The organism is Candidatus Melainabacteria bacterium (genome assembly GCA_003963305.1).
Classification (GTDB): domain Bacteria; phylum Cyanobacteriota; class Vampirovibrionia; order Obscuribacterales; family Obscuribacteraceae; genus PALSA-1081.
The window spans coordinates 38,652-54,923 of the sequence record RXJR01000033.1 but is presented as its reverse complement, the minus strand read 5'-3'; the positions used below and the strand labels follow the sequence as shown (position 1 = coordinate 54,923).

Below are 16,272 nucleotides of genomic sequence, written 5' to 3'. Positions count from 1 at the left end.
CACCTCACACTGATAAAATGGCTTTGGATTCTTTTCGCTTACGTGCTTTGACCACCGGCTTTTCCTTGTCACGCCAGGCGGCGAATCCCCCTTCCAGGCTCATACTTTCAAAGCCCGCTTCGGTCAGATAAGCTGCAAAACGTTTAGACTGATCGCCTACGGGACAAATCAACACGACAGGTTTGCTCTGCGAGAACGGAATACTCCATTGCAAGAGTTCCTCCAGCGTTTCAGCCGGCATGTTTACTGATGTGTCAATGTGTGAGCCTTTGAATGCCAGTCCGCCCCTGAGATCCACAAGAGTTATAGGCTCATTCTTCGAGACCATCAACTCCAGCTCATCAGCAGTTATTTCTTTTGCAGAAGATATGTGTTCCTGCGTCAATTTCTTAAGACCACTCTCTCTTGTGCTCAAACCAAACCATTCTGGACGCAGCTTTTGCAAAAATGAGAGATACCACTCGACCCGATCGCAGACGAGAAAAACAGCATTCTGTCTTTCAGGTAGCTGAGAGTCTATCGTTTTGAGATACTTCAGAGCGCCCGCTAAACTGGCGCCACCGGTTGGTCCGGAAAGAACACCACAACGACGAATTAACATCATCATGCCATCCAATGCTTCGTCAATTGATATTTCAATTACATCTTGATAGAAATTTCGATCGAACAAGCCAACTTCAAACATCTCATCGGAATTGCGAATGCCTGGTATAAAGCCGTTTTTACTCGATACGACTCCGATGTTGGACATGGCGGGATTGTATTGCTTTAGCGTTTCTCCTGCACCACGGGTGGAGCCAGTCGTACCCAGCCCGCCAATGAAAAAATCTACCCTTTCCAGGTCCTGAGCGATCTCGGCTCCCGTCATTTCGGCGTGTGCCTTCGTGTTCAATTCGTTGGTGTACTGCGTGGTATGGAAATAGCGTCCGGGCTCGCTGTTCATAATTTTTTCCACGACAAACAGAGGGTCGTTGGGATCTGATGGATCGAGGCATTGCGATTGACCTGGCAGCTCCTCGATTTCAGTTCCGAGCAACTGCAGAATCTGTTTGACTTCCTTCACTCGCACGCGATTGGTTACGATTTTAAAGGGGATATTTTCAACTCCACAGATCATCTGAACTGCTTTGGCTGTGTTACCACTCGATGACTCGATGACTATCTGACCTTTGGCCTTTATCTCATCCAGGTCGTATCGCAGCATGTTCCATGCGGTCTTATCTTTGACCGAACCAAATGGATTGAACAACTCCAACTTGGCGAACAAGTTTATGTTTTTCAGACCGTGAATCGACGGATCTATTTCCAGCAGTGGTGTGTTCCCAATCAGCTCTGTAATTCGTTTGACAATCATTTCGATACGCTCTTCCTTTCGAGTCTTGGATAATAATTTTCATCCAGGCACCAACTAAAACAATCGCCGTTTCTTTCGACGGCAATTTTTTTCGCGATTGGGTGCATGATCGCTTCACTGGCGCTGAAATCCATAAAATAACCCGCTGTGTTCACGAACACCACCAGGTCGCCGGGTTCAGGCAGCGATGAAAGCTTAGTTTCGTGTCTCGTAACCAGGTCGCTTTCTAAACAGAGATTGCCGGCGAAATAGACGCCGATCTCGTCTTCTACAGAAAAACGATCCTCTTGATAGACGACAATCGGGTCGAGAAAAATTTCCTGATCGATAAAGCAAATATCCTGACGCTTCATGTTCAAGCAGACAAGTACGTCGCCAGTTGAAGATTCTTTCAGTGAGTTGACCTTTGCTATTGTAATTCCGACCTGGTCCAAAAGTGCTCTGCCAGGCTCGATCCAGAGCTCAATACCATTCTCTCGCAAGAAATTAGCAATTGATGTACCAGTACTTTCACATTGATGGCAAAGAATTTCATCCATAAACGCAGGACCAGCAGACGAGTCATAAAAACTGTAAGTGTTGAAGCTTCCACGCAACACACCTTTATCGGGATAAAGTCCAAAGGTGCTTCCCTGCCAGGTGAAAGGCGGCCGCGATCCGAGCGCCGCTTCTCTCATGGCAGATGTGTACTCGCTCCAATCATTGCCGTTCTCGATGTAATTCACCTTGAAGCCGCCACCGATGTTGATTACGCTCGGATTGAAATCGAATTCGATTGCGTTCTCGACAAGCTGCAGACAGCTTTCCAGAGCCACTGCTTTCTCCAGTGCGCTCACCGTATCGAGATGAAATGAGAATCCTAATAAACTGAACTTATCACCATGGGCCGAGAGAGTAGTGAGCGCCTCATCTACGCGATCAAACCTGATACCGAAACGACTTGCTTTGCCTTGATGCTTTGCCTGTCTATTTTTAAAGCCGCTTACACGAAGTAAAACGCGAGTCTTCTTCGTCGTACCTGCTCTGTAAGCCAGGTCGATCAATGTGTCCAATTCTTGCAAGCTATCTACTGCGATGACGATGTTGTGCTGAAGGCACAGATGCATGAATTCTGAGTTTTTTGGTCCGGTCGCTTGAATACGTGACGCTTCAAATCCGCTACCTAATGCATGTCTCAGTTCATTTACGGAAGACACATCTATGTAACTTGCTGTTGTTGCCAGTTGCCGGGGAATTGCATCCGATCTATTCGCCTTGTGGGCGAAATAGATTCGGCCAGAAAGACCATGCTTTTCGAAGATCTTTCTGAAAGAAGCGACGTTTTCGTCTAACAGCGTTGGAAACAGCACGTTAAGCGGACTTCCCAGCGCATTTACAAGTTCAAAAATTTTCTTCGTAGATAAGAACGAAGCGATTTCGTCGTGCAAGCGAGCCGTCAACTTGAGACTGCTTTCTTTGGCGATTTTCGCGCTAGTTTCTACAGGCATCTTCAGTTACCTGTGGTGCTGGAAAGAGCTGGCGTTGGCAATGCTACTGCAGTCATTTCGCTCAAGGCAGCTTCATAACTAAAGTGATCGTCAAGTCCAGAAACCAGATCACATCCGTACATTGCGTTAGCCCAATCTGACGCCACCTGTTTATGCACTGCTTTCAGCCTGGAGAGATATGTGGACCAGTTTCGTTTGTGTCGACTGGCAACCTGGAAGACATTCGATAAAGTCTCCTCAAGTTGAGCTTGAAATTCGATCAATTTTTCGCTGTTACCCTGCTCGAATTGTTTCAGCGCTCGAGAGTAGGGGAGGGCGCCAAGGTAAGACTTACCGGTAGTTTTCTGAATAAAGAGCTCATCATCGTGGTGCTCGATTTTGTTGCCGACCACATACGTGTGCTCTTTAATCGACTCTGGTGCAATTCGCATAAAGTCCTGGTAGACACTGAGCGACTTTGCAGTCGGTTCTACAACAAAGATATTTACGTCGTAAGCAAAGGCTAGAGAAGTGGCAACGTTATCAGTGCCGGCTGTCGTGTCGGCGACCACGAATTCTTCATCACTATCTACCAGGTGATGCAGAAATACCGCCAAACTGGATAGCTTGCTGTGATAACAAGAATCGCCCACGTCAGCTTCGTTGTAGTTACCCACACGAATTAGACTCAAACCATCTCTCTGCAACGCGAATCGCCTCAGGACCGGCTCATTTTTGTTTGCCTGAATCAGGCGTGAGCCTCTAGCTGGAGGAGTCGACCCTAATAGAGGTCGTCCGTTCAGGTCCGACCGCGTTCCTATCAAATGCTCTATAAGATCATTCACCGACTCGGACAAAAACGGGCAGGCTCCTGCCAACTCGACATTCAGTGCCTCGGCCAGGTGTACGTTTACATCTGCGTCTATCGCCAAAACGTCATAGTCTTTGCTCAAAAGATGTCTAATAAAGCTGGCTGTGACAGTGGTTTTGCCTGAGCCACCTTTACCTAAAAATGCAAATCTCATTTGTCCTCCCACTTATCGCTGAAATCTTTTTGTCGCGCCTCGAGCACATAAAACAATGGCAGCGGCAGAGTGTCTGTCCTGTGGTAACAAGCTTTTGCCGCTAAACAGGTCGAGGGATCCTCTTTCAGGATTTGATAATGAGAAGGATTGAAACGGCACGCGACGCCGCCGTTTTCATAGAGTCGCCTATCGATCGCCACTCCGCTATACGACAGCACCGGCAGAATGGGTATTCTACGAATTACATGCGAGCCAATCATTCTTTTCAGGTTGTTGATTCTCTGCTTGCTCTCCTCTTCATTCAGAATCTCGGATAGACTCTCAAGTGCATTTGATGCGGTCAAATCGCTTTTAACTGATGCGTTTTTGTTGAAGAAACGAAACAGTTTTTCTTCAAAATGGACGTTGCCCGGCTCCCAGAGTTCATCGTTTGCTGCGTGCAGAGCGTTCCAAACCCGGGACGCGGTGAGCCTGTGATTGCCATCTGCTATGTAGTCGAATTCATTCACCAGCAGCGGTGCCGTTTTCCCAAGAGGCAAATTTTCGAGTTCGGACAAAACTTTCTTTGCTATGCATCTTTCGGATGCTCGAATTTCGGCAGGGTCTTGATATCCGATATCGACCCACTTTCCTTCAAAAAGCGTGGACTGCATTGGCAAGTAATTCGAACGCAATGCACAATAACTGGCAAACTCCTCGAGCTCGAATGCAACCTGGAGTGTTCGCCTGGAACTTTGGCTGAGTGTAGTTAGGGCTATCTGCAGAGCTGAATTTGGATAGTTGACAAACTCTACGCTTGACCAGCACGAATGAATCAAATTAAAAAGACTTTGCAGTGAAGACACGTCTTGCACTTTCTGCACCAGGTGCAAAATTTTGGACTCCGCAACATTCACTGACTCTGATTGACAAGACACTTCTTTGAATTGCTGCCTTTTGAGAAACTGCCAGTTCCATGAATTTATGTCAGTGTTTGTAACGACACCTTTGAAAGGTTCTCTGTCTGCAAAAAACTGATCGCCTGCCAGTGCTCGTGCTCGATCAAGTGCGAAATGGTTGTTTGTTCCAGTAGGCAAAAGTGCCGGCCATTGACCGGGGAACAAGCAGGGGGCAGGTCGCTTCAGGTAGCCCTCAAGACTTGCTATGCGTGGTTCGTAGATGGCACTCCAGATCCACTCGGTAGATGTTCGCCTCATGTCATCTAAGGCAACTGGCTGGCAGGACGCAGATGAGGTGCTGCAAATTTTTTGCGGTGAAACTACCCGCCCTATATGAGCGGTGAGGAAAGAAGACATCCGGTAAACCTGGCTGGAATACGTTGTCAATTATATAATGAAAACCGTTTTCATTATCGTTTAACCATTTCTCATTCTTCGCTGAAAGACAGCTTCAGTGGGCAAAACTGTGATGTTGATATCTGTTAACGATATGGAGAATCCATTATCATTTAGAAGGATTGTGGAAGTTCAAAGGCAAGGCGAACCTTTTGCCTCTTGGTTAAGAAATATGTTTTGTTTTGGATTCAATGCAAGCGAATCCAACGCGAATGATGCGGTTTGACCGCGCATCATTCTTTCGGCTGATGAATGAAAACTTGCTTTGACCGCAAATCAACCTGTTGGGTGATACCGGGCGTCACTATATAGGTCTCCAACTATCCTCGTGGTCGATTCCGAGCAGCACCTGTTGTGACAAGCTGGAATCACACTAACCAATGAGTCGGTTCAATGATTGCATTTCTACTCATGAGAACAGAAGTGAAGTCGTTCGAAAGATAGAAATCACACGGTAACCAGGAAGCAGGGAAGCAGGCGTCATGAAGGTTTTGGTACCACTCGACGATTCAAGTTATTCAGAGGCGGCTCTTATATCTGTTGGTGCGAGGCATTGGCCGGCGCGCACTGAGATTCTGCTGTACTCGGTAGTCAATGATTACGACAAGCTCGGAAAGGTTCTAGCTGTGCCTGATGAGCAAAAGTTACGCCGGTTGAAAGAGGAACAGGAACGAGAAGTGATTTGCATGCTCCAGCGCAAATGCGATGGATTGCGTCGTTCTCTGCCCGAAGTGACTGTAAGTTCTGCTGTCGGTTACGGACATCCAGCCACGCAAATTGTTGAAACAGCACATCGCTGGGGTGCGCAGCTAATCATCATGGGTTCGCATGGACGGCGCAATGTACAGCTTTATGCGCTCGGCAGCGTTACTGCGCAGGTCATTGAAAAAACTCCGTGTTCCATGGAAGTAATACGATTACTGAATCGGTCCGGGAAAGCGTGGCACGATCAGCGTCGAATTATCGTCTGTTATGACGGTTCAGATCACTCGCGGGCGGCACTCGATTGGGTTGCGCATAGTGCCTGGGCTCCTCATCAGGAGTTTGCTCTGGTGAGCGTCCTCAACACTATTGAAGACAAGATTGGCGCATTGCAAATATTCCATCAAAAGAAAGCCAATGAGTTAAAGGCACAGGCTATAGCTGCGGCGCAAGGCGCTCTCGACAGCCATGTTGAGCGTTTGAGAGAGATGATGCCCAACAACGCCATAATTGGGCACGTCCTGGAGGGTTATGCCGCCGAGTCTATTCTTGAGCTTGCGGAAGATTTTCTAGCTGATCTCATCGTCATTGGCGCTCACAGCGAACAACTGCACATAGACAGCGCAATCGGCTCGGTGGCGAAACGGATTGCCTGTTTTTCGCGCTGCTGCGTGAAGGTTGTGAGGGCGCACGAGATGAGCAGATTTCGTTGATGGTTCATCCGATAATCTCGTAGGTTCAGCTTTGACGATGCTTGATAGCTCCGTTTACTGGGATCACCTTGATGGGTGATAACCTTCATCGGTACTTGCGATTATCCTCGTGGTCGATTCCGCAGGGCGCCAGGTGTGCCAAGCTGATTTCACAACAGCCAGTTGCGACTGAAGGATAATATCAATTCGAATACTGAGAACAGGATTGTATTAGTCCGGAAGATTGAGACCTCTCGATAGCCAGGGAACGTTATTGATGAACGTGTTGGTAGCAATTGACGATTCGAGCTATTCAGATGCGGCAGTTGCTTCTATCGCTGCCAGGCAATGGCCTGCTGATACGAAATTCCTTCTTTACTCAGTGGTCCCCGATTACGACAAGCTCGGTATGCTTCTCTCTGCCGCCAGTACGCAGAAGTTGCGCTTCCTTGAAGAGGAGCAGGAACGAGAAGCGATTTTCAAGCTGCTCACCAGATGCGCTGAACTGCGTAGAGCATTGCCTGAGGTGACAGTAACTTTTGCAGTCGGTTATGGACATCCAGCTGAAGAAATTATCGATACAGCAATCAGCTGGGGTGCGCAGCTGATTGTCATGGGGTCTCATGGGCGTCGTAATGTACAGCTGTACGCTTTCGGCAGCGTTACATCGCAAGTTATTGAAAAGATTCCTTGCTCGCTGGAGATTATAAGAGTTTTCAATCGGACCGGAAAATCCTGGCAGGATCAGCGTCGCATTCTCATTTGTTTTGACGGTTCCGATAATTCGCGCGCCGCGATTGATTGGGTTGCTCACAGCACATGGTCTGCCCATCAGGAGTTTGCCATTGTAAGCGTTCTTGATGAAGTCGACGATGATAAAATTGGCTGCCTGCAAATGTTCCATCAAAGAAAAGCCACGCAGTTGAAGAATGCGGCTATGGCTGCCCGGCAAGACGAACTCGATTGGCACGTAGAGCGGTTGAGGTTGATATTGCCTGGAAATCCCGTAGTCGGTCAGGTCCTTTACGGGTATGCGGCCGATCTTATTCTCGAACTGGCAGAAGACTTTTCAGCTGATCTCATTGTGATCGGTGCGCACAGCCAGCAAAAGCAAGTTGATGCATCAACAGGCTCTGTGGCGAAGCGGGTAGCCTGTTTTTCGCGCTGCTGCGTGAAGATTGTGTTAGCGGACGAGACGAGCTTATTTGATGATTCAGTTATTTCATGTCCGTTAATCAGTGACTCTGCGTAATTTGCCAGTTAACCTTGACCCCGAAATATCGTTACTCACGTGTCACTGATTGATCGGGTCTCAAGACCCGTTGTGACAATGGCTCGACCGTGATACCAAGTAAACGTTGATTAAACGTTGTGGACGTAGACTCCAAATATTCCGCTCAGCTGCTTTGTGAATGTTTGGGAGGTTTCATGTCAGACTATTTTTTGACCTCGTCCACCAGGGGAATTTATCGAGGGAAAGGTTTGAATCAGGGCCCGCCTTTGATCAGTCCTGCATCGGATCTCTCTAAACTCAATATTTTCAGCGCAGAACCGCCACTGGAAAAATTGGCAGAAAGCCAGTCGTCCGATCATGCATTGATCAGTAAACCAGTAGATGCTGGTGTAGTGGAATGCAGCAAGGCTGCGAATGGCAGCACGTATCTGGTCAATGAGTTTTATAGAGAAGGCGTAAATATTTCGGTAGCCGCGAGGGAATTGTTGTCGGCTATGCGGAATATTTTTTCGGGAGAAGACCATGCCACCAAAAGAAGACTCGATCGAACTTTAAAAATATTGTGCGAAGTGCGGTGTTCGTTGCTTGATGAGTGCCTTTCAAATAGAGAGTGTCCCGCCGCGCTGCAAGAGTTGTTGGAGAAGGCCATCAGGGATACGGAAGCTTGTCTAGGTCATGCAGAGGCAGCGGAGATGAGTGCAGCCGCCAAGAAAGCACACGAAGCACACTGTCACATAGCCGAGATTTTGGGTATGCTCATCTAGTTTAGATGTGTGCTTCGGCAAATATGTTTATTCATTTCAATTTTGGGAGAACCAGGGACGTGTTTAACACGCGGCTTTTTGGCTTTAGAACAGATACGTTGGAAAACTGATAAGCTGCGAATTAGGAAGACACCGTATATGGTGCAAAAATCATCAAATTTTTTTCAATACGACTTGCCCGTGAATAGCGTCGGTACCAAGGCTGGCTGCTTAAGCAACCAGCCCCGTGGTTTTTGCGCCAGTTTCGATCAGACGTCGCCGAAGGTCAATTCGCCACGCTGGCGCAGATAATCGAGGAAACCCTGCTCAGCGGCTTCTTGTCCCAGGCGGCGACGGCGCTTATTCTCGAGTCGGCGAGAAGAGACGCGCGGCGCAGTGGCATCGGCAATAAGGGTTTCGTCGTCAGTCGAGCCGAAGACGCCGATATAGCAAAGATAGCTCGCGCACTCAGTGCTGACCCTGACGACTCGCGGATGTTCGGTGGGGGTGATCTTCAACATACTATCGCTCCATGATGTAAGGTCGCGAAACTGGCGGATGTTGGCGCTACGAAACGGTCGATAACGGGGTTGAGTTCCTCCCATTCGTTGAACGGTGTGTAACGCACAGTCATTAACTGTGGCGAAAACTTTTGCGATAGCGGAATAGCTTTTACAGCGAGGTTTGGTGGCTTGCCAAATGGATTGAATTGTGATGCCTTTTTTCTAGCAAACTAGGCTCAGCAATGCAGAAAGTATTGCCTCTTGTTGATTAAAATAGCTCTCCAAGCTTTGTAGTTACCACGGATTCGCTTCGATTTTGCATCGGCCTTATGGTGCGCTAGTTTTTCTCATCAGAGAATTTTTCTCAGGTGTCTGATACTGTGCGTTGAATCAGTGATTCAGCGAAATTGCTAGTCAAACTGTACTCTGAATTAAGGTTGTTTTCTCTATTACTAAATTATTGGATCTGGTATCAAGGCCGTCTATATCTATTGCTCGACCGAGATAGTCGGCATTTGATGCGCCTGGTGGGTCTTGTCCGGAGGGCTCGGGAATGTCCGGGTAGAATGTCTCTTGTAACACTGTATTCGTGATGCTCGGAGGACCCGATGGACATAACAGTCTGTCTGGATATTGCAGAAATCGCAGGTGGCGGCATCGTTTCATCTGGAACGCGTTTTTTGATTGTAGACAAATACAAGTGTCGGAATAGTTCATATGTTGTGTTAAACCATGCGCCGAGTGGTGACAGGCTTCTAAAGATTATCAGCGGCATCTTGAACCTGGATGATTCAATCGTTTTGCTGTTGGGTTCTGCGGATCCGCGAGACTGTGAAACAGAATTTCGAAGCTTTCTGGTAGTTCGTTATGGTTCGGATAGTGCGGTTGAGATTGTTGAGAAGGAACTTCTGCCTCGCATAAAAGATGTTAGTGAGGAAGCAATAAGAGCGGTCGACAGAAAGGATCAGCAGGCGCGTATTGAGGCAGTTCTAGGAGCTTTGCGAGAAGTGGAGCCTTGAAAAATTCTACTACTTCTGCTCGTAGATATGATCAAAGGAAAAAGCAAGATGGTCAGAACCTGACGTAGTCTCGCTTTTTCCAGTTAGTCCGGTAATGCAACAGCAGGAACATGGCTTGTTAGCTCACGCTCCTGCTGCACATTACTCAGTCAATCGACAGACAGTGCTCAGAAGCTGGGCAGCGTCTGGCGTGCGTTGACGCGGTCCACGTAGGTGGCCAGGTCGGCGCGGCTGATGGCGTAGTCGTCGACCCAGACGTCGAAGGGCACGGCGACACCACCGTACGGATGACCGGTGATGGCGACGCTCGTTTCCTTGCGCCGGCCGGTCACATGCCCAATCGGGGTGAATTCGTACTCGGCGAGCGGAGCCAGGAACCACGGGTTTTCAGCCACGAAAACCACGGCACCGGTGTGACAGAGAGCAGCACGCAGCAAAGCCTTGTCGGCTTCGTTGCAGTCGAGTCCGTCCACCGCGAGCAGATGATGCTGGGTGAGCAGACCCGTCTTGTCCGTGTCGAGGGCGTCGAAGTAGCGCGTCAGCACATCGGTGAACGAGGCGGCACGGGCACGTTCGCGCTTCTGGGCAGCGAACAAGGAAGGGTTGGAGTTCCAGGTGTTCGCCTTGTAGATGACGAAGGCGAAGACAACGGGAATGAGAAATACGAGATTGTCCATAGTGTTGTTCTCTGAATGAGGTTGATTCGGACTACCTCAGGAGATACTGGTCACCCGAGGCTTTCCGAAGAGTCGCTGACGCACCGTAACCTGGCGCGTCGAGATTGCCGAGGCAGCGATTTCGCGCGCCTTGGCGTTGGTCACCGTGGCGACGAGGATGTCGCTTTTGGTGTCGGGGGCGTTGTGACGCAGGACCATGACGGTCTTGTGCGTCGTGCTGTAATGCTTCATGTTGTTGGCGATCACCGAAGCAGGGCCCCTGTAGATGACCGGGTCCACGAAGAACCACAGCAACAGGAGTGCAACGCAGATTGCCGGAACGATGAGATGCATTTGGAGTTCTCCTGACTGTGCACCAAAAGTGGTGCGAGGTCGGCCGACCACGTGATCGACCGACCTGAAAAAACGCTGCTACTTCTTGCGCACGGAAAGCTGCACCAGCTGCGCGGCAGGAGCCTGTTCTTTGACGTCGAACATGCCCTCGCCACCGTTGATCAGCCGCCCGTGCTCATCGAAGAATTCGCCGAACAGCGCGCGAATGGCATCGCTCATCGGGCGCGGTCCGGGAGCTCCGTCAGGTGCCGTCAGACCGTAGCTCTCGGCGACTGGAGCGAGGCGGAGACCATCGCATCCGGCCGGGTACGGCACGATCTGATCCATCGGCACCTCACCTGACGTCGTCACCTGCATGATGTCGTTGCGCGTCAGGTAGTAAGTGTCGGTCTTGCCCGCCACTCTCAGTAGTGTCACGAGGTAGCGGTTCATGGCCTTGATGTAGTTGCCGGTGCGGGTGTACTTCTCGACCGGCACGAGAGCGCGCTTGAGCCACCAGTGGTTGGTGGCGACGCCGCTCGGGCACTGGTTGGTGCCGCACTTCTTCGCCTGGATGCAGCCAAGCGAGAACATCACGCCACGAGCGCCGAGCACGTAGTCCGAGCCAAGCGCCAGCTGAATGAACAGCTGGGCCGGGTTGAAGACCTTGCCCGACGACATCAGCACAACCCGGTTGCGAACGCCGTGCTTGCGCAGCACGTTGTCCACAAGCGGAATCGCATGCAGAATCGACATGCCGACGTAGTCAGCCAGCATGAGCGGTGCGGAACCTGTGCCGCCTTCGCCGCCGTCGAGATGGATGAAATCGGGACCCATGCCGGGGTTGTCGCTCATCCACTGGGCGATCTCTTCGATGAAGGAGTCGTCGCCGATGGCGATCTTGATGCCGACGGGCTTGCCGGTTTCTTCCTGGGCACGCGTGATGAACTCCATCATGCCGGGCACGCTGTCCCACTCGTCGAAGCAGTTGGGCGAGATGCAATCCCTGCCCTCTGGAATGCGACGAATGTTGCTGATCAGCTTGTTCACCTTGTAGCCGGGCAGGTGTCCACCGCCACCGGGCTTGGCGCCCTGATGGAGCTTGAACTTGCTGGCCACGCAGCTGGGGTCGGCCATGAACGCCTTGTAGCGCTCCCAGTCGAAGCTGCCGTCGGCGTTCTTGAAACCGAACTTGCCCGTGCCGATCTCAGGAATGAGCTGAGCGCCGCCGATGTAGCGTGAAACGGCCTTGGGCTCTTGGCGCCAATTCTTGTTCGCCCAGCCGAAGAGGTAGTGGCGCACGCGCCAGCTCCACAGGTCCTTCAGCCCATGCTGAACGTAGACGCCGCTGAAGTCGTACGGCGTCGGACCACCTTCTCCCAGGCAGACCACGGCGCCGGCTTCTGCCGCACCAGATGTGATGGCTTGCTTGGCGCGCTCGAAGATCGAGCCGAAGCTCATGTCGCTCACACCGAAGCGACCGTGCAGGTAGGCGGGCTGCCTGCGGGTCGGTCCCAGGACGATTGGCTTGAGGTCGATCTTGACGCGGTCGGGCAGAGGCATGCCCTTGTGACGAATGTGAATTTGACCGGGCTGGTGATATTCCTTTTCGGTGCCGAAGCTGATGTCGGTCGGCTCACCCTTGGAGGAAGCGTAAGACCAGGAGCGGTCGTTGCGGGAAGCAGGCTTACCCGAGGTGTTGGTCTCGATGAAGTACTGCTGGAACTCGGGACGCATCTCTTCCGCTATCAGCCGTCCTCGCCAGAGCGCAGGGAATGCGCGTCCGAGCGAGTGCTTGCGCTGGAAAAGATCGTAAAGCACAGTCAGCAGACAGGGCAGGCCAATGAACAGCACCGCCACTTCCACTGAGAAGATGCGAGCGATGACAGCCCCGACAAACGCCGTGATGGCGGCCGCGGCTAGATAGATTTTGAACATGGTAGTGACTCCTTTCCAGGCAAACACCACCTCGTTGAAGAAGTGGTGCCGGCCAGGAGACGGCTTTGAGAATTATCCGAAGATAGTCAGGCAGCAAGCTGCACTGGTTATCTCAAGCAAGATTCAAGACCCGAGCACAGTTGAGCACCCGGGTCTTGCTGATAGCCCGCACCGCGTGTGGTGCGGCAGGCGACCGGTCAGGCAGCCGCAGTTTTGCGCTGGCTCTGCCCGGCGAGGTAAGCATCGAGAGCATGCGACTGAGTCTCTTGCATGATCACGTTGGCGCGCACACGTTCCATGGCGCGCATGTATTCCGCCCGTGCACCGGCATGCGGATGCTGCCTGAAGAGCTCGAGCAGACGCGCTTCTTGCGCAGACTCATCGACTTTGTCGAGACCGAAACGCACCCTGTACATGAGGCTGATCTTGGGTGCGCTGGCGATCAACTGCGGCCACTCACCGACCAGGCGCGTCACCAGCGTTTCGCTGGAGGCGGTGCGTTCGAGCAGCACATCAGCGAGAATTTCGTAGATGTCGACGGGCTTCTCCGGGGTGGAGTTGCGGCGAGCCAGTTCGACGAGGTAGCGCTGAATCTGCAGAGCGGTCTGGTGGCGTGCGTCTTTCTGCAGGTCTCGGAATGTCTTGGACATGCGAGCACCGCCGAAGTGAAGCACCATGGCTGCCTGAGCCGCTTGTTCAGCGCGCACCGAGAGCTTGTCAGAGCGCCAGTCTTTCTGAAGCTTGCGGCTCAAGCGCTGCACGAACGGATTCAAGTTGAGGTGATAGGGCTTCCAGCCCTGCACGAAAGGCAAGACCTCGTCGCTGTCGGGCTTCCAACCGAGCTTTTCGCCGGTCTGCCTGAGCCATTCGGCGACGGTGCTGCGCAGTTGCGGCCACTGTGCTTCTGAAACCAGCCTGGTCAGAAGCGCCATGCCTTTTCCGATCTCCACCCAGCTGCCCGCGTCGTTTACTTGAGCGAACCGGAAGAGCAGATGCATGTAGTCGGAAGGCGTGAGCAAACAGGCGGTGACAAAAGCGCGAGCGTCATTGAGCAAGTTGATCTGCTCGATGTCGCTCAGATCGAGCAGGTTTTCGGTCAGTCTGGCGAGCAGAGTCGGCGTGTAGCGAACCCGGTAGAAACCGGTGCCACCCGCGTTCAGCTTCACCCACTGATAGCCCTTGCCCACCTCGATGCGCTGGTTGCGCTGAGAGAAGATGAACTTGCTGCTTGTCACCGAGCCGTCGGCGTTCTTCACCTGCATGGTGACAGGCACGGGCCAGAGTTTGCGTGTGCCTCGTCCCTGTTTGAGGAAGAGGAAGCGGCGCTGGCGCAGATTGATGAAGCCGTCTGCGCTTTCGCTGACGATCACCTCCGGGTGACCGACCTGGAAGACCCACGCCTTCATGATTTCGCGAATCGGCAATGCCACGTTGTTGACGAGGCAGGCTTCCTCCAGGCTCTCCCACAAGTCACCAGATTCGGTGTTACCGAACTCGTGCTCCTTGAGATAGAGTCTGATGCCGTCCCGGAAGACAGTCGGCCCGATGAACTGTTCCGTCTGGTACATGACGGAGCAGCCCTTCTCGTAGGAGATCGGGTCAACCAGGAATGTAGCATCGCCGGGTTTGAGGACCGTCTCTTCGATCGGATGCGAGCGCCTCAGCGAGTCGACCTGATAGGCCTTGTCGCGGCTCTCACTGAAGTAGTCCCAGGTCTGCCAGAGCGGCTCCCAGGCGTCGGCGGCGACGTAGCTCATGAAGGTGGCGAAACTTTCGTTCAGCCACAAGCCGTTCCACCAGCGCATTGTCACCAGGTTTCCGAACCACTGGTGCGCCAGTTCGTGAAAGATGATCACGGCCTGACTGCGTGCCCAGGCTTCAGCCTCGGGTCTGGCCAGGAGGGCATTTTCCTGGAAGATGATCAGCCCGACATTCTCCATGCCGCCCCAGGCGAAGCCAGGCATGGCGATGAGGTCGATCTTGTTGCCGAAGGGGTAGGGAATGTCGAAGTACTTCTCGAAGAAGCGCAGCCCGAATGCAGCCACCTTGGCGGCGTATGCAGTCTGGTTCTCCTTGCCGGGAACGCACCACACCTGCAGGCGCTTGCCGTTGACGTAGAACGGCTCCATGCCGACGAATTCGCCCACCGTGAAGCAGACGACATAGGTGCTCATCTTGCGCGTCTCTTCGAACTCAACCAGCTTGCGCCCCTCACCAGATGCGGTGACGGAGACGATGTCGCCGTTGGAGAGCGCAGTCATGCCGGCAGGCACGTCCAGGCGCACTTTGAAGGTGGCCTTCAAGTCCGGTTCGTCGAAGCAGGGGAATGCAGCGCGTGCATCGGCAGATTCGAACTGCGTGCACAACACGGTCTTCTCGACTTCGCCATCTTTCCAGACGGCGCTGAAGAAGCCGGCACTGGCGGTGCCGTGCTTGCCAACGAAGGACAGTTCGATTGTCCACTGCGAGGCGCCGAGCATACCGTCGAAGGTGATGTGCGCCATTTCGGTTTCGGCGCACAGCGAGACTGTGCCAAGCAGCGTCGTGCCGTTGGCATGGCGTGCCAGAGCAGAGCTCACGCTCAGCTCTTTGGCGTTGAGAGTGACGACGCGGCTGGCTTCGAGCACATCCACGTCGATGGCGACGTTGCCCGAAAAACCAGGTGAACCGGGGTCGGCTGTGATGGTCAGGTCGTACCGAATCGGCACGACGTTGCGGGGCAGGCGATACTTGCTGCGCTGTTCCGTTTTACCGTACTTGAGCGCGCAATGTGCACATGTTGTTGTTTTCGTCATATCAGAGTGTCTCCGCACGAAATCAGATCGAAAACGCTGTCACCAGAAGTGGTGCAAGCGCAATGAGAGGGGCCGCTCTAAGCAGTCCCTCCCGGATGAAAACTCGACTGCCGTTATGACACCGCTTGTGGTGCTAGCGGCGCCGCTTCTTGAAGCCGAACGATTCGGCCAGAGTGGCGCGGTGGCTGAGGAACGGATGGGCGATCAGAATCAGCCCGACCAGAGGCACGATCACCGCCAGCGAGAGGAGCAGATAGGCCGGATGCGCGATGTAGGTGGGCGCGTTGGCGATGAAGATGAGCAGGAGCGTGATCGAGAGCGCCTTGGCCAGGTCGCCGAGGCTGGCGTTGCCGCTGCGACGGATGTAGGGAATCCTGTCCCAGAGTCTGAAGAGAGCGTTGTCGCGGAATTTCTTGAGCATAGGGAGTACTTGAGCCTCCTTGGTTGCAGGTGTGTGTCTTGAGGACACGGGTAAGCA

The 16,272-nt window shown here is 52.5% G+C and carries 14 protein-coding genes; 4 read left to right on the top strand and 10 right to left on the bottom strand.

Features of this window, described 5'->3' with window-relative positions:
- Positions 1–4: 4 nt before the first annotated feature.
- From EKK48_29430 to EKK48_29415, 4 genes are read right to left on the bottom strand one after another with little or no spacing between them, the layout of a single operon-like run.
- On the bottom strand, positions 5–1,354 hold the full coding sequence (locus EKK48_29430; GenBank protein RTL35288.1) for a pyridoxal-phosphate dependent enzyme: 1,350 nt from the start codon (positions 1,352–1,354) through the stop codon (positions 5–7).
- A complete protein-coding gene (locus tag EKK48_29425) occupies positions 1,351–2,841 on the bottom strand; it encodes a Y4yA family PLP-dependent enzyme (protein ID RTL35287.1) in 1,491 nt (496 codons plus the stop codon). Before EKK48_29425 ends, EKK48_29430 begins: the two co-directional genes overlap by 4 nt.
- 2 nt (positions 2,842–2,843) lie before the next feature.
- On the bottom strand, positions 2,844–3,845 hold the full coding sequence (locus tag EKK48_29420) for a hypothetical protein (GenBank protein ID RTL35286.1): 1,002 nt from the start codon (positions 3,843–3,845) through the stop codon (positions 2,844–2,846).
- A complete protein-coding gene (locus EKK48_29415; protein RTL35285.1) occupies positions 3,842–5,140 on the bottom strand; it encodes a hypothetical protein in 1,299 nt (432 codons plus the stop codon). The genes EKK48_29420 and EKK48_29415 overlap by 4 nt, the downstream gene beginning before the upstream one ends.
- 521 nt (positions 5,141–5,661) lie before the next feature.
- Here EKK48_29415 and EKK48_29410 point away from each other — a divergent pair.
- The 3 genes from EKK48_29410 to EKK48_29400 all read left to right on the top strand — a co-directional run bounded on the left by EKK48_29410 (position 5,662) and on the right by EKK48_29400 (position 8,571).
- Complete coding sequence (locus EKK48_29410; protein RTL35284.1) at positions 5,662–6,594, top strand: universal stress protein; 933 nt, start codon at positions 5,662–5,664, stop codon at positions 6,592–6,594.
- 256 nt (positions 6,595–6,850) lie between these two features.
- Entirely contained in the window at positions 6,851–7,825 is a 975-nt protein-coding gene (locus tag EKK48_29405) for a universal stress protein (GenBank protein RTL35283.1), read from the top strand.
- 176 nt (positions 7,826–8,001) lie between these two features.
- On the top strand, positions 8,002–8,571 hold the full coding sequence (locus tag EKK48_29400; GenBank protein ID RTL35282.1) for a hypothetical protein: 570 nt from the start codon (positions 8,002–8,004) through the stop codon (positions 8,569–8,571).
- Between the two features lie 248 nt (positions 8,572–8,819).
- Here the strand turns inward: EKK48_29400 and EKK48_29395 are convergent, their stop codons facing one another.
- A complete protein-coding gene (locus EKK48_29395) occupies positions 8,820–9,071 on the bottom strand; it encodes a hypothetical protein (GenBank protein RTL35281.1) in 252 nt (83 codons plus the stop codon).
- A 590-nt stretch (positions 9,072–9,661) separates the two neighbouring features.
- On the opposite strand from EKK48_29395, the gene EKK48_29390 reads away from it, so the two are divergent.
- Positions 9,662–10,072 carry a hypothetical protein gene (locus EKK48_29390; protein ID RTL35280.1) on the top strand — a complete coding sequence of 137 codons (411 nt, stop codon included), beginning with the start codon at positions 9,662–9,664 and terminating at the stop codon, positions 10,070–10,072.
- Between the two features lie 167 nt (positions 10,073–10,239).
- Here EKK48_29390 and EKK48_29385 read toward each other — a convergent pair whose 3' ends face one another.
- The 5 genes from EKK48_29385 to EKK48_29365 all read right to left on the bottom strand — a co-directional run bounded on the left by EKK48_29385 (position 10,240) and on the right by EKK48_29365 (position 16,215).
- Positions 10,240–10,749, bottom strand: coding sequence for a hypothetical protein (locus EKK48_29385; protein RTL35279.1), 510 nt, complete (start codon positions 10,747–10,749; stop codon positions 10,240–10,242).
- A 36-nt stretch (positions 10,750–10,785) separates the two neighbouring features.
- Positions 10,786–11,082, bottom strand: coding sequence for a hypothetical protein (locus tag EKK48_29380; GenBank protein ID RTL35278.1), 297 nt, complete (start codon positions 11,080–11,082; stop codon positions 10,786–10,788).
- Positions 11,083–11,160: 78 nt separating this feature from the next.
- The gene (locus EKK48_29375) at positions 11,161–12,999 is read right to left on the bottom strand and encodes an FMN-binding glutamate synthase family protein (protein RTL35277.1); all 1,839 of its coding nucleotides are present in this window, start codon (positions 12,997–12,999) and stop codon (positions 11,161–11,163) included.
- 197 nt (positions 13,000–13,196) lie between these two features.
- The gene (locus tag EKK48_29370; protein ID RTL35276.1) at positions 13,197–15,794 is read right to left on the bottom strand and encodes a M1 family peptidase; all 2,598 of its coding nucleotides are present in this window, start codon (positions 15,792–15,794) and stop codon (positions 13,197–13,199) included.
- A gap of 133 nt (positions 15,795–15,927) precedes the next feature.
- Positions 15,928–16,215 carry a hypothetical protein gene (locus tag EKK48_29365; GenBank protein RTL35275.1) on the bottom strand — a complete coding sequence of 96 codons (288 nt, stop codon included), beginning with the start codon at positions 16,213–16,215 and terminating at the stop codon, positions 15,928–15,930.
- Between the last annotated feature and the right edge of the window lie 57 nt (positions 16,216–16,272).

Excerpts from the sequence above, each read along its gene's own strand:
- EKK48_29390 (RTL35280.1), top strand. The coding sequence starts at position 9,662 with ATGGACATAACAGTCTGTCTGGATATTGCAGAAATCGCAGGTGGCGGC.
- EKK48_29370 (RTL35276.1), bottom strand. The coding sequence starts at position 15,794 with ATGACGAAAACAACAACATGTGCACATTGCGCGCTCAAGTACGGTAAA.
- EKK48_29375 (RTL35277.1), bottom strand. The coding sequence starts at position 12,999 with ATGTTCAAAATCTATCTAGCCGCGGCCGCCATCACGGCGTTTGTCGGG.
- EKK48_29400 (RTL35282.1), top strand. The coding sequence starts at position 8,002 with ATGTCAGACTATTTTTTGACCTCGTCCACCAGGGGAATTTATCGAGGG.
- EKK48_29420 (RTL35286.1), bottom strand. The coding sequence starts at position 3,845 with ATGAGATTTGCATTTTTAGGTAAAGGTGGCTCAGGCAAAACCACTGTC.
- EKK48_29425 (RTL35287.1), bottom strand. The coding sequence starts at position 2,841 with ATGCCTGTAGAAACTAGCGCGAAAATCGCCAAAGAAAGCAGTCTCAAG.
- EKK48_29405 (RTL35283.1), top strand. The coding sequence starts at position 6,851 with ATGAACGTGTTGGTAGCAATTGACGATTCGAGCTATTCAGATGCGGCA.
- EKK48_29385 (RTL35279.1), bottom strand. The coding sequence starts at position 10,749 with ATGGACAATCTCGTATTTCTCATTCCCGTTGTCTTCGCCTTCGTCATC.
- EKK48_29365 (RTL35275.1), bottom strand. The coding sequence starts at position 16,215 with ATGCTCAAGAAATTCCGCGACAACGCTCTCTTCAGACTCTGGGACAGG.
- EKK48_29415 (RTL35285.1), bottom strand. The coding sequence starts at position 5,140 with ATGTCTTCTTTCCTCACCGCTCATATAGGGCGGGTAGTTTCACCGCAA.
- EKK48_29410 (RTL35284.1), top strand. The coding sequence starts at position 5,662 with ATGAAGGTTTTGGTACCACTCGACGATTCAAGTTATTCAGAGGCGGCT.
- EKK48_29380 (RTL35278.1), bottom strand. The coding sequence starts at position 11,082 with ATGCATCTCATCGTTCCGGCAATCTGCGTTGCACTCCTGTTGCTGTGG.
- EKK48_29430 (RTL35288.1), bottom strand. The coding sequence starts at position 1,354 with ATGATTGTCAAACGAATTACAGAGCTGATTGGGAACACACCACTGCTG.
- EKK48_29395 (RTL35281.1), bottom strand. The coding sequence starts at position 9,071 with ATGTTGAAGATCACCCCCACCGAACATCCGCGAGTCGTCAGGGTCAGC.